Source organism: Paraburkholderia sp. Ac-20342, from assembly GCF_017104985.1.
In the GTDB taxonomy this organism is placed as follows: domain Bacteria; phylum Pseudomonadota; class Gammaproteobacteria; order Burkholderiales; family Burkholderiaceae; genus Paraburkholderia.
This window is the reverse complement of the sequence record NZ_JAAGPQ010000005.1, coordinates 141,863-154,305: the sequence shown is the minus strand read 5'-3', so window position 1 is coordinate 154,305 and position 12,443 is coordinate 141,863. Positions and strand designations below refer to the sequence as shown.

The 12,443-nt window shown below is 66.7% G+C and carries 10 protein-coding genes and 2 riboswitches; of the genes, 6 read left to right on the top strand and 4 right to left on the bottom strand.

What is annotated here, in order from left to right:
- Together G3N58_RS03725 and G3N58_RS03720 are read left to right on the top strand one after the other, a co-directional pair.
- A partial coding sequence (locus tag G3N58_RS03725) for a hypothetical protein (RefSeq protein ID WP_205998504.1) occupies positions 1 to 228 on the top strand: 228 nt, incomplete at its 5' end.
- 187 nt (positions 229 to 415) lie between these two features.
- Positions 416 to 1,360 carry a flagellar brake protein gene (locus G3N58_RS03720; protein WP_205990848.1) on the top strand — a complete coding sequence of 315 codons (945 nt, stop codon included), beginning with the start codon at positions 416 to 418 and terminating at the stop codon, positions 1,358 to 1,360.
- A gap of 117 nt (positions 1,361 to 1,477) precedes the next feature.
- Here the strand turns inward: G3N58_RS03720 and G3N58_RS03715 are convergent, their stop codons facing one another.
- From G3N58_RS03715 to cobW, 4 genes are read right to left on the bottom strand one after another with little or no spacing between them, the layout of a single operon-like run.
- The gene (locus G3N58_RS03715; protein WP_167046865.1) at positions 1,478 to 2,092 is read right to left on the bottom strand and encodes a VWA domain-containing protein; all 615 of its coding nucleotides are present in this window, start codon (positions 2,090 to 2,092) and stop codon (positions 1,478 to 1,480) included.
- A 56-nt stretch (positions 2,093 to 2,148) separates the two neighbouring features.
- Entirely contained in the window at positions 2,149 to 3,255 is a 1,107-nt protein-coding gene (locus tag G3N58_RS03710; protein ID WP_241016970.1) for an AAA family ATPase, read from the bottom strand.
- A 26-nt stretch (positions 3,256 to 3,281) separates the two neighbouring features.
- A complete protein-coding gene (gene cobN / locus G3N58_RS03705; protein ID WP_205998502.1) occupies positions 3,282 to 7,100 on the bottom strand; it encodes a cobaltochelatase subunit CobN in 3,819 nt (1,272 codons plus the stop codon).
- 6 nt (positions 7,101 to 7,106) lie between these two features.
- Positions 7,107 to 8,225 carry a cobalamin biosynthesis protein CobW gene (gene cobW, locus G3N58_RS03700; RefSeq protein ID WP_277396955.1) on the bottom strand — a complete coding sequence of 373 codons (1,119 nt, stop codon included), beginning with the start codon at positions 8,223 to 8,225 and terminating at the stop codon, positions 7,107 to 7,109.
- Between the two features lie 120 nt (positions 8,226 to 8,345).
- Positions 8,346 to 8,626: riboswitch (cobalamin riboswitch) on the bottom strand.
- A gap of 79 nt (positions 8,627 to 8,705) precedes the next feature.
- A riboswitch (cobalamin riboswitch) is annotated at positions 8,706 to 8,946 on the top strand.
- Between the two features lie 243 nt (positions 8,947 to 9,189).
- On the opposite strand from cobW, the gene G3N58_RS03695 reads away from it, so the two are divergent.
- Genes G3N58_RS03695 through bluB form a run of 4 tightly spaced genes read left to right on the top strand, consistent with a single transcriptional unit; the run spans position 9,190 to position 12,336 of the window.
- On the top strand, positions 9,190 to 9,762 hold the full coding sequence (locus G3N58_RS03695; protein WP_205193201.1) for a cobalamin biosynthesis protein: 573 nt from the start codon (positions 9,190 to 9,192) through the stop codon (positions 9,760 to 9,762).
- Positions 9,759 to 10,361, top strand: a complete 603-nt coding sequence (gene cobO, locus G3N58_RS03690; protein WP_205998500.1) for a cob(I)yrinic acid a,c-diamide adenosyltransferase — start codon at positions 9,759 to 9,761, stop codon at positions 10,359 to 10,361. The genes G3N58_RS03695 and cobO overlap by 4 nt, the downstream gene beginning before the upstream one ends.
- 3 nt (positions 10,362 to 10,364) lie before the next feature.
- On the top strand, positions 10,365 to 11,690 hold the full coding sequence (locus tag G3N58_RS03685) for a cobyrinate a,c-diamide synthase (protein WP_205998499.1): 1,326 nt from the start codon (positions 10,365 to 10,367) through the stop codon (positions 11,688 to 11,690).
- On the top strand, positions 11,674 to 12,336 hold the full coding sequence (gene bluB, locus G3N58_RS03680) for a 5,6-dimethylbenzimidazole synthase (RefSeq protein WP_167046883.1): 663 nt from the start codon (positions 11,674 to 11,676) through the stop codon (positions 12,334 to 12,336). The genes G3N58_RS03685 and bluB overlap by 17 nt, the downstream gene beginning before the upstream one ends.
- Positions 12,337 to 12,443 lie beyond the last annotated feature (107 nt).

Genomic DNA, 12,443 nt, shown 5'->3' with positions numbered 1-12,443 from the left:
GCATCAAGCGCCCACACTTATCGGCTGTTGGTTTTTAAAGATCAGTCCGCTCACTCAACCATGCCCAACACCACCCGGCACCGCTTCGTTCGCGTCGCTGCGTCTGCAGCAGAGAAACGAGATTATGCTGACCACCCCACGTCACGTCAAGACCCCTGTGCGAATTTTCTTGCGAAGGGCTTCATACCACAACCGTACCATGCAGCAAAGACCAACATCCGTAACTGAAAGCCGCAACAAAAGATCGCCACGAATTAATTTAGTTATCCAATTTAATTCGGCCATCGCCAGAAGCGGGAAAACACCGAAACCGCCCCTCGCCGACAAAGACGCCCATCCATTTCACTCGACAACTAAAGTTTTACCCGCCGCCGCCGTCAACCAGTTATCTCGCCAACCCAACAAGCTGCCGACCATGGACAACCCTGTCGAGGAACACGTCGACGATACCCCGCCTGCCGCCTCATCTCCGGCACTCAATCCCGATGCAGTCCCGGTAGGTTCACCGCTCGCCTGGCCGATCGTCGATGCCGACGGCACGCTGCTCTTCGCGAGCGGCACGGTCCTCGCGACCACGGACGAGCGTACGTTTCTGTTCACGCACTTCCAGCCGCAACGCGGCGACCTGCTGGGTCCGAACGCGCAGCGGCCCGCCGAACCCGCCCCGCAGCTGCCCCCCGCCGGCGAACAGACGGTCAGGGACATGCACCTCGAGATCGGCGCATTGATCGGCATGCGCTCCCTCGTCAGCGGCAGCGCGCCGATGCACCCGTGCCGCATCATCGGTTTCGCGCCGAATCATGCGCTCTTCGTCACGCCGCCGTTGCAGAATGGCCGCCTGCTGCCGCTCGCGCCCGGCGAAAACGTCGAGATCGTCGCGATCGCGAGCCAGGCCGTATTCCGTTTCGTCTGCACGGTCGAAGCAGTCTGCCGCCTGCCGTTCGACTATCTCGTCCTGTCGAAACCCGGCGCGATCCGGCGTCTGCGCGAACGTAAATCGATCCGTGTCCATGCGCACCTCGCGGTGCGCTTCGGCATCGGCGAAACCGGCGAGAACTACGAAGGGCTCGGGCTCGCGAAAGGCATCAGCGCGCTCGGCATGTCGCTGAGCGCCTCGTGGACGCTCGGCTCGGTCGGCGAGCGGCTGCGTCTCGCGTTTCGTCTGAAGTCGGCCGAACTCGATACCGAGATCGAGACCACGGCGGTCATCCGCAACGTGCAGAAAGGCAGCGCGCCCGGCGAGCCGTCGACTCATGGGCTCGAACTGGACCAGCTCGACACCGCGCAGCAGATGGCGATGAAAGTCTTCGTGTTCGATCGCCACGACGACGTGCTGTACTGGTCCAACGCCACGGCCTGAAGAAACGGCATCGCTGAGCGGCACGCATAACGCGGCGCGGCGCGGCGCATGCGAATCGCGCAAATTCGCACGCCACCGCACGAACACAACCCACGCGCCGCTCAGTTGCCCAACCGCTCAGCCGATCAACTCTTCCGGCGTCAAATACCGCGCGCCCCACGCATCGGCGAACGCTGCGCAACGGCCAAGCCGTAGCGCGCCGCGCTCGAAATCGACGAACACCACCTCATCGACATCAAGCGGACGCTCGGGCTCGTCGCGCGAGCGGCCATCGCTCAGAATCCATAGCCAGCGTTGCTGCGCCGGCCGTCTGCGCGCGCTGCGCCCGAGCAGTTGCGCGGCCCGCCGCACGCCCGACGCCAGCGGCGAACCGCCGCCGCCGCCCACCGGTTGCAGCCATCGCTCGTTCCACCAGCGCGGCACGGCCGGACCGAAACGCACGTCCGCTCCCGCACCGCCGAAGCAGATCAGCACGACTTCGGCGCGCATCGCGCTGGCCTCGTCGAACAGCGCGATCAACAGGCCTTTCGCCAAGGCGAGCCGCTGACCGGCCAGCATCGACCCCGAACAATCGAGCACGAAGCAATGCAGTACACCACCGCGCGGCACTTCAGGCACGAAGCGCAGATGCTCGCGACGCAGCGTGCGCTCGCGCATCGCGGCAAGCGTCGGCGTCCACGCAATGCGTCGGCCCGGCTCGCCGCGCGCAGCGCTGCGTACACCCGCACCCATGCCATGCCGCCATCGAAAACCGCTGCGCGAGTCAGCGGCGGCGCCCTTCCGATGGCTCAGCGTTTTTTTGCGCCGAGCGGGATCACGCTTTTGACCGGCACGGCCGCGGTCGGCTCCGGCGGCAGATAGCCCCAGTCGGTGTCGGCGGAAGATGGCGAGGTTTCGCTCGCATGGCGCGAGTCGCCGGCCGACGTATCCGGCTGACGATGCGCCGCGCTCTCACGCGCATCGCTTTCCGACTCATCGTATTGCCGGGCACGCGGCTCATGCTCATGCTTACGCCGCCGATGAAGCAGCACCGCCTCGGCCACCCGATCCACATGCTCCACCGTCACCGCAGCCGACTGCTCCAGCGCCGCGAGCGCACGCGCCGCGCGCAGCATCACGAGATCGGCGCGCAAACCGTCCACGGCCGCGTCGATGCACAACGCACTCACGTGCGCATGCACGGCGTCGTCGAACGAGAGTTGCGGCAGCACCGCGCGCGCCGCGCGAATCCGCTGCACGTACGCGGCCTGCTGCTCAGCGTGAGTGGCACAAAATGCCGCCGGATCATGATCGAACGCGAGCCGCGCCTTGACGATCGCCTGCCGTGTCGACGGCTCGAACGCGTTGCGCAACTCGACCATCAAACCGAAACGGTCGATCAGTTGAGGCCGCAACTCGCCCTCTTCGGGATTCATCGTGCCGATCAGCACGAAGCTCGCGTCATGGCTATGCGATACGCCATCGCGTTCGACGGTATTCACGCCGCTCGCCGCCGCATCGAGCAACGCGTCGACGAGCGCATCGGGCAGCAGATTGACCTCATCGACATACAGCACGCCGCGATGCGCCTTCGCAAGCAGCCCCGGCGAGAAGCGCACCGCGCCGTCGCGCAGCACGGTTTCGATATCGAGCGTGCCGATCAGCCGATCCTCGCTCGCACCGAGCGGCAGATTCACGAGTTGTCCTTCTGGCAGCAATTCGGCGAGCGCGCGCGCCGCGGTCGACTTCGCCGTGCCGCGCGGCCCGCTGATCAGCACACCACCGAGGCCCGGATCGATCGCCGCAAGCAACAAGGCCTGCTGCAACGGCGCCTGGCCGATCAGTGCGGCAAAGGGAAAAGCCGGCCGCCGGGCCGAACCCGATGCGGTGCCCGATACCGTATCCACGCCGCTCATCTCTCCCGCCTCTCGCGTCACCCCATTCATCTCTGCCTTCCTTCGATCTGCTGTTCGCTCGCGAGCAGATGCTGCTCCACCTGCGCGCGATAGTCGCCGGGCGCCTGCCACAGCCCGCGCTGCATCGCTTCGAGCAGACGCTCGCAGACCGAATGCAGCGCATGCGGATTGTGCCGTTGCATGAACGCGCGCGTATCGGCATCGTTCAGATACGCGTCGGCGACGAGCGCGTATTGATGATCCGCGACCACGCGCGCGGTCGCATCGTAGCCGTACAGATAATCGACGGTCGCCGCGATCTCGGCCGCGCCTTTATAACCGTGGCGCTTCACGCCATCGAGCCATTTCGGATTGACCACCCGCGAGCGGATCACGCGCGCGATCTCCTCGCGCAACGTACGCACACGCGGCGCGGCCGGATTGCTGTGATCGGCGTGATAGACGCTCGGCTGCTGGCCGGCCAGATGCCGTACCGCCGCGACCATGCCGCCCTGGAACTGGTAATAGTCGTTCGAGTCGAGCACGTCGTGCTCGCGGTTGTCCTGGTTTTGCAGCACCACGTCCATTGCCGCGAGACGCGCGCCGAACGCGTGCTGCGCTGCCTCGCCCGCGCTTTTTTGCGTGTACGCGTAACCGCCCCATGCCTGGTAGGCATTCGCGAGATCGGCGTCGGTCTGCCAGTGGCGCGAGTCGATCATCTCCTGCACACCCGCGCCATACGCGCCGGGCCGCGCGCTGAAGACGCGCCAGCCGGCCCGCTTGAGCGCTTCGGCCGGCTCCATGCCGCGCGCGATCAGCGCATCGCGTTCGCGCTGCACGCGCGCGCGGATCGGATTCAACGCTTCGGGTTCGTCGAGTTCGGCGACGGCTTGCACGGCCGCATCGAACAGATGCATCACGTTCGCAAACGCATCGCGGAAGAAACCGGACACACGCAACGTCACGTCGATACGCGGACGGTCGAAGGCTTCGATCGGCATGATCTCGAAGTCGGTCACGCGATGGCTGCCCGGCGCCCACTTCGGCCGCACACCAAGCAGCGCGAGCGCCTGCGCGATATCGTCGCCACCGGTGCGCATCGTCGCGGTGCCCCATACCGACAGGCCGATCGCGCGCGGATAATCGCCATGTTCCTGCAAATGCCGCTCGATCAGCTGCTGCGCGGATTTCAGGCCGAGCGCCCAGGCCGCTTGCGTCGGCACCGCGCGCGTGTCGACCGAATAGAAGTTGCGGCCGGTCGGCAACACGTCGGGCCGTCCGCGCGACGGCGAGCCGCTCGGCCCCGGCGGCACGAAACGGCCTTCGAGGCCGCGCTTCAGTTGCAGCATTTCCTGCGGGCCACAGGCGTCGAGACGCGGCAGCACGTCGTCGCGCAAACGTTCGATAACTAGCGCGGCTTGCGGCAAGTTGCTCTCAAACGATGGAGCCGCACGCGCGCCATCCGCTTCATCGCTGCCCACACCACACACCCCGAGCAACAACTCCGCCGCGAGCATCTCCAGCCGCTCGCGCGTGTCGCCGTAATGCCGCCACGGCGCGTCGCTGACCCGCTGCAACACGGCCGGGCGCGGACCGTCCCACGGCCCGGCCCAATCGACCGTCAACGGATCGAACAGATGATCAATACGCAGATCGCGCGCCAGCGCGTCGACGAGCCCCGCTCTGCGCCCCTGTCCATCGCCGATCGGAAAGCGCCCGAGCGCAAGCAGCGTATCGCGCCGCTGCACGCCGGCCGGCGATTGCCCGAACGTATGCAGACCATCGCGAATCTGCGCTTCCTTCAGTTCGCACAACCACGCATCGACGCGCGTAAGCAGCGCGTCTTCATCATACTGGCCATTCGGCGCGGCGAGGCTCAGTTCCTCGTGCAGGCGGTGCTCGACGATCGTCGCGAGAATCGTGCGGCGCAGCAGCTTCGCGCGGCGCGGATCGACCATCAGCGCTTCGTAGTATTCGTCGACCTGGCGTTCGAGGTCCTGCAGCGGTCCATAGTTTTCGGCGCGCGTGAGCGGCGGCATCAGATGATCGACGATGACCGCCTGCGTGCGCCGCTTGGCCTGGCTGCCCTCGCCCGGATCGTTGACGATGAACGGATACAGATGCGGCATCGGCCCGAGAATCAGATCGGGCCAGCACGCCTCGCTCAGCGCGACGCTCTTGCCGGGCAACCATTCGAGGTTGCCGTGCTTGCCGACGTGCACGACCGCGTCGATGCCGAACTGCCGGCGCAGCCAGAAATAGAACGCGAGATACGCATGCGGCGGCACGAGTTCGGCATCGTGATAGCTCGCGTAATCGCCCTGCTCGCGCGAACGCGCCGGCTGAATGCCGACGAATACGTGCCCGCAGCGCCAGCCCGCGATCATGAAGCGCCCGCGCCGCAGCGTCGGGTCCTGCTCGGGCGGGCCCCAGCGCGCGTTCAACGCATCGCGCACGCTCGCCGGCAGCGCGTTGAAATGCGCGAGATAGTCGTCGAGTGCAAGGCTTTGCAAGGCCGGACGCAGATCGCGCACAACGGGATCGTTGGTCACGCCTTCGGTGAGTTTCTGCAACAACGCAGCGCCGTTTTCGGGCAATTCGCCAACACGATAGCCCTCGCCGCGCAGCATCGACAGAATGCCGACCACCGAAGCCGGCGTATCGAGCCCGACGCCATTGCCGATGCGCCCTTCGCTCATCGGATAGTTCGCGAGAATCAGCGCGAGCTTCTTGTCCGCATTGTCGAGCGAACGTAGACGGCACCAGCGGCGGCTCAGTTCGGCGAGAAAACGCACGCGTTCGAGGTCGGGCTGATAGCGGACCACGTCGACCTCGGTATGCGGACAACGATAGGCGAGCCCCTTGAAGCTGATCGCACGCGTGATGATGCGGCCGTCCACTTCCGGCAGCGCGATATGCATTGCGATGTCGCGCGAATTGAGGCCGTGATTGTCCTTGAGCCAGTCCTCGCGATTGCCGCCGCTCAGGATCACCTGCAACACCGGCGCGTCGCCGGCCAGCGCGAGCGGCTCGGGGTCGTCGATCGCGGACGCGGCGAACGCGGTCGTATTGAGCACGAGTGCAGCATCGTGCTGCGCGCACAGCGACTGCACGACTTCGCGGCTCACCGCATCTTTCAGCGACGTGATCGCGAGCGGCAGCGGATTGAGCCCTTGCGCTTCGAGCGCGTCGATCAGCGCATCGAACACCGCGGTATTGGCAGCCTGCAGATGCGCCTTGTAGAACAGAATCGCGACCACAGGCGCGTCCTGGCGCCAGCGCGCCTGCCAGTCGGCGATGGTCGGCGTGTCGTGCGCGGGATGATAGAGCGACGCGGCCGGCAACGCGCGCGGCGGCTCGGGCTCGCGTCCCCAATCGAGCGCGCGATAGGCGATGCAGCGCAGGAACGCCTCGGCATTCTGCGGGCCGCCCTCGCGCAGATAACGCCACAACTGATGGCACAACTCGGCGCTCGCGGTACTGCGCGCGAGCAGGTTCGGGTCTTCCTGCAAATCGCCGGAAAACATCGCAAGCGTTTGCTGCCTGCGCTGCGCGAGCGCGACGACCTGCTCGATGCCGTACGGCCAGTAAGCCTCGCCGCCGAGATGATCGACCACGACGACGCGTGCATGCTGCAACACGTCGTCGAGATAGAAATCGACCGACGCCGGCTGCCGCAAATAGGTGACGTTGGCGAGCCGCAGGCTCGGGAAGCCGTCGCCGAGACGCGGAACCACGCTCGCGAGCAGCGACAGCGTGGTGTCGGCGGAACTGAGCACGACGATATCGGCAGGCTGCTGATCGATACGGATCACGCCCTGCGTATCGTCGACGAAACCGCCCGGCGTCGTGCGTAGCAGATGCATGAGCGCTTACGCCTGGTGTGCGGCAACGCTCGCGGGCGCACTAGCGGCGGCGTCGAGTGCCGCGTCGAACGCGCGTTGCAGCGTGGCCTGATCGAGGTCTTCGCCGATCAGCACGAAACGGCTGCCGGCGTGCGCGCCGCCGTCATTTTCGCCGGCCTGCCAGCGCCGGTCGAAATAGCTGTCGAAGCGCCGCCCCACGCCCTGAATCACGAGGCGCATCGCCGCGCCCGGCAACGCGGCAAAGCCCTTCACGCGATAAATCGTGTGGCCTTCGACAAGCGTCTGCAATGCGGCGATCGCCGCGTCGCGCGACGACACGCGCGCTTCCACGACGACCGAATCGAATTCGTCGTGGTGGTGGTCGGGATCGTCGGCGGAACCGTGATGATCGTGGCGCAGGTGGATCGTCTCTTCCGAAGCCGCTTCGAGCCCGAGCAGCGTGTGCAGATCGAGCTGGCCCTGCTGCGCGCGCACGATCTTCACCTGCGGCGGAATCTCCCCGCGAATCAGCGCTTCGACCGCGCGCTGCTGCGCATCGTCGACGAGGTCGGTCTTGTTCAGGATCACGAGATCGGCCGCGGACAACTGATCTTCGAACAGCTCGTGCAGCGGCGATTCGTGATCGAGATTCGGATCGGCCTTGCGCTGCGCATCGACGGCGACCGGGTTCGCGGCAAACTGGCCGCTCGCGGCAGCCGGACCATCGACGACGGTCACGACCGCGTCGACCGTGAAGCTGCTCTTGATCTGCGGCCAGTTGAACGCCTGCACGAGCGGCTTCGGCAATGCGAGACCCGAGGTTTCGATCAGCACGTGATCGATTTCGCCGCGGCGCTCGACGAGCTTTTCCATCACCGGAAAAAACTCTTCCTGCACGGTGCAGCAGAGGCAACCGTTCGCGAGTTCATACAATTGCCCTTCGGTTTCGACGCCGTTTTCATCGCAGCCGATGCCGCAACCCTTGAGGATCTCCCCGTCGATGCCGAGTTCGCCGAACTCGTTGACGATCACCGCGATGCGCTTGCCGCCCGCATGCTGAAGAATGTGCCGCAGCAGCGTGGTTTTGCCGCTGCCGAGAAAGCCCGTGATGATCGTGACGGGGATCTTGCGCAATTGAGTTTGCATCGTGAGGTTCATCCGAAGGCGTTGCGCCGCGCATGCCGGAACGAGCGCCGGCGTTGCCGCGACAACGGAAAACAGAAAGCGGAAAGTGAGGTCGTGAACGCGACGCCGCATCCCCGTGGCGTCCGTCCTGCATCTTCGGGCCGGTATCCGGGCTGGCGAAAGCGCCGCTTCCCCTTCCCGGCCGAGTGGTTTCTCGACCAGTGGTGATATGCCGACGCAGCCTTGCGCGTGGACATCGAAGCCGGCTCCGCGGTGGCCGGCCATGCAGCCGATACCGCTTTTCGCTTACCGTTGCGGGGACAGCACAGGTTGGCCCGTTCCAGAGCAGGTGGGCTCCCTGTTTCCCGTTTAACTGCACGCGCATGGATGCGCGCGCGAGCACCAGAAGTGCGTGCGAGTGTAGGCCCACGGCCATGCGCAGTCAAGGAAAGGACACCGCGTGAAGCGCCGCGCGCGCTTATCCGGCGGGGCGCCATGTGCTATCGTATGCGCGCGTTTGGTGCCCGCACATGCGCTCGCGTGTGCAGTTAAACGGGAAACAGGCAGCGCGTCATGCGTTCAATCTGTGCTGTCCCCGCAACGGTAAGCGACCTGCGACGCGAGCGCCGTTCCGGCCGCGTCGCACATGCGTTTTTCGCGCCACTGTCCGACGAATCCGGACGGGAAGGCAAAGCGCGTGAGGCCGCCAGCCCGGATACCGGCCAGACGCGGAGGCGGCGCCGCGTTCATCGCTGCGTTGCCGGCCGCCGGAATCCGCGGGGAACGGATGTGATGGCGTTCAAGCATGGCCGCGCCGCGCGTGGCGTTTTTCCACGGGGTTTTCGCCGCAAAAACGCAACGCGCCGCGCGATGGTCCAAGCCCGGATTCGCAGTACCGCATGACCTCGATCTTCCTTGCCGCGTGCGCCCTTGCAGGCAGCCGCCCTTTTTCCATTACCGCGAGGCGTTTGCCTTGCATGCCGCGATGACGCGCGCCTCGCTCGCCAGCGCCGGGCACGAGGCCTCTTGCGCTGACGCGAATGCCGAAGCCAAAGCCGATGCCGCTCGACACACCGGACGCCCGGGCAAGACGCTCGGCGTCGGCATCGGCTGTCGCCTCGGCAGTTCGGCGCAACAGATCGAAGCGGCGGTGCGCGCCGCGCTCGGCTCGCACGCGTGCGTCGCTTCTTTCGAACAGATTCACGCCGTCGCCACGCTCGACGCCAAAGCCCATGAAGCGGGCCTGCGCGAATTCTGCGCGCGTCATGCGCTGCCGTTGCAGGTGTTCAGCCGCGAGCAGATCGCCGCGGTGCCGGTCGCCACGCCGTCGCTGGCCGCGCAAACGCATCTCGGCGTCGATGGCGTTTGCGAACCCTGCGCGCTGCTCGCGGCGCAGACCCTGGCGGCTGCGTCAGCCGCTGCATCGCCCACACAGCCCGCGCGCCTGCTCGTACCCAAGACCGTGCACGACGGCGTTACCGTCGCGATCGCCTCGGCCAGCAGCGACGCCGACACCGCTCCAACCCAACCCGACACTCCCCAACAGGACCTTCGATGAAAACCGATCCCGAATCGCATCAACGCATGACCGAACGCCGCCGCGAGGGCCATGAAAAGAAACAGGCCGCCGCGACCGTCGAGAAAGGCCTGCTGATCGTCAACACCGGCACCGGCAAGGGCAAGAGCACGGCCGCGTTCGGCATGGCCGTGCGCGTGCTCGGCCACGGCATGCGCCTTGGCGTCGTGCAGTTCATCAAGGGCGCGCTGCATACCTCGGAGCGCGACTTTCTCGGCGCGATCGCACACTGCGATTTCGTCACGATGGGCGACGGCTACACCTGGAACACCCAGAACCGCGACGCCGACATCGCCACCGCGCGCAAGGGCTGGGACGAGGCGTGCCGGATGATCGAAAGCGGCGACTATCAGATGGTGATCCTCGACGAACTGAACACCGTGCTCAAGTACGAATACCTGCCGCTCGACGAAGTGCTGTCGGTCATCAACGCGCGCGCGCCGATGCTGCACGTCGTCGTGACCGGCCGCCATGCGCCGGACGCGCTGATCGAAGCCGCCGATCTCGTCACCGAAATGCGCGCGATCAAGCATCCGTATCGCGAGCAGGGCGTGAAGGCGCAGCGCGGCGTGGAGTTCTGAGCGATGCCGTCAGCGCCCGAAGCGACGCGCCGCCCGGCCTGTCCCGCGCTCTTTATCAGCGCGCCCGCCTCGGGCCAGGGCAAGACCACGATCACGGCGGGGCTCGCGCGCCTGCACCGGCGGCTCGGACGGCGCGTGCGCGTGTTCAAGACCGGCCCGGACTTTCTCGACCCGATGATCCTCGCGCGCGCGAGCGGCGCGCCGGTGCTGTCGCTCGATCTGTGGATGGTCGGTGAAACCCCGTGCCGCAACCTGCTCGCGCAAGCGGCGGCCGAGGCCGATCTGATCCTGATCGAAGGCGTGATGGGCCTGTTCGACGGCACGCCGAGCAGCGCCGATCTCGCCGCGACGTTCGGCGTGCCGGTGCTCGCGGTGATCTCCGCGCAGGCGATGGCGCAGACCTTCGGCGCGCTCGCGTTCGGGCTCGCGCGCTTTCGGCCCGAACTGCCGTTTCATGGCGTGCTCGCGAATCGCGTCGGCTCGGCGCGCCACGCGCAGATGCTGCAGGAAGCGCTGCCGCCCGAATTGCACTGGTGCGGGCACATCGCCGCGAGCGACGAAATCACGCTGCCCGACCGGCACCTTGGCCTGCACCAGGCAAACGAAATCGACGACCTCGACGCGCGCCTCGAGCGCGCGGCCGATACGCTCGCGGCGACCGCGCTCGCCGAATTGCCGCCGGCCGTCGACTTCGGTACGCCCGCGCCCGACGTCCTGCCGCGCCTGCTCGAAGGCAAGCGGATCGCGATAGCGCGCGACGCCGCGTTCTCGTTCATCTATCCGGCCAACGTCGCGCTGCTCGAAGCGCTCGGCGCACAAGTGCACGACTTCTCGCCGCTCGCCGACGAAGCCCTGCCCGACGACATCGACGCGCTCTATCTGCCGGGCGGCTATCCCGAACTGCACGCGGCGACGCTGGCCGGCAACGCGCGCAGCGCCGCGTCGATCCGCGCGCACGTCGCGGCGGGCAAGCCCGTGGTCGCCGAATGCGGCGGCATGCTCTATCTGCTCGACCGGCTGACCGACGCGCACGGCACGAGCACGCCCATGCTCGGCCTCGTGCCCGGTCACGCGACGCTGCAAAAGCGCTTCGCCGCGCTCGGCATGCAGCAGATCGACAGCCTGCACGGCCCGCTGACCGGCCACACGTTCCACTACTCGAAGCTCAGCACGCCGCTCGCGCCGCTGTGCTTCGCCACACGCGCGCACAGCGACGCCGCCGGCGAGGCGGTTTATCGCGTGGGCCCGATTGTGGCAACCTATATGCACGCCTACTGGCCTTCCAACCCGGCCTTCACGGCCGCCCTGTTCCATGGCGCAGCCTTTTGACGATTCCGAGCGCGACGCGGTATATCGCGCGATTTACGAACGCCGCGACATGCGCCACTTCGTGGCCGATCCGGTCGATCCCGCCGTGCTGCGGCGTCTGCTCGACGCCGCGCATCACGCGCCGAGCGTCGGCTTCATGCAGCCGTGGCGCATCGCGCGCATTACCGATTCAACCCTGCGCACGGCCCTGCACGACATCGTCGAGCGCGAACGGCTCGCCACCGCCGACGCGCTCGGCAAGCGCCGCGACGAGTTCATGAAGCTCAAGGTGGAGGGCATGCTCGAATGCGCGGAACTGCTCGTGATCGCGCTGATGGACGGGCGCGAGCGGCACGTGTTCGGACGCCGCACGTTGCCGGAGATGGACCTTGCCTCGGTTGCGTGCGCGATCCAGAACATGTGGCTCGCCGCGCGCGCGGAAGGGCTCGGGCTCGGCTGGGTGTCACTGTTCGACGTCGAGGCGGTGCGCGAGCTGCTGCGCATGCCCGCGGGCGCGCGGCCGGTCGCGATTCTGTGCCTCGGCCACGTCGACCGGTTTTACAGCGAGCCGATGCTCGAAACCGAGCGCTGGGCGAGCCGTCTGCCGCTTGCCGATTGCGTGTTCGAAAACTGCTGGCCGCAGAGTGATGTTGTGGAGCGCGAGTAAGGCGCGCACAAGGCCGGGGCGGCCCCGGCTTGCCGCTTTAGCCGGGTCTGGATGAACCAGGTTTGGGCCTCGTTTCGACTTCGTCCCAACCCGGCCCAAGCCCAGGC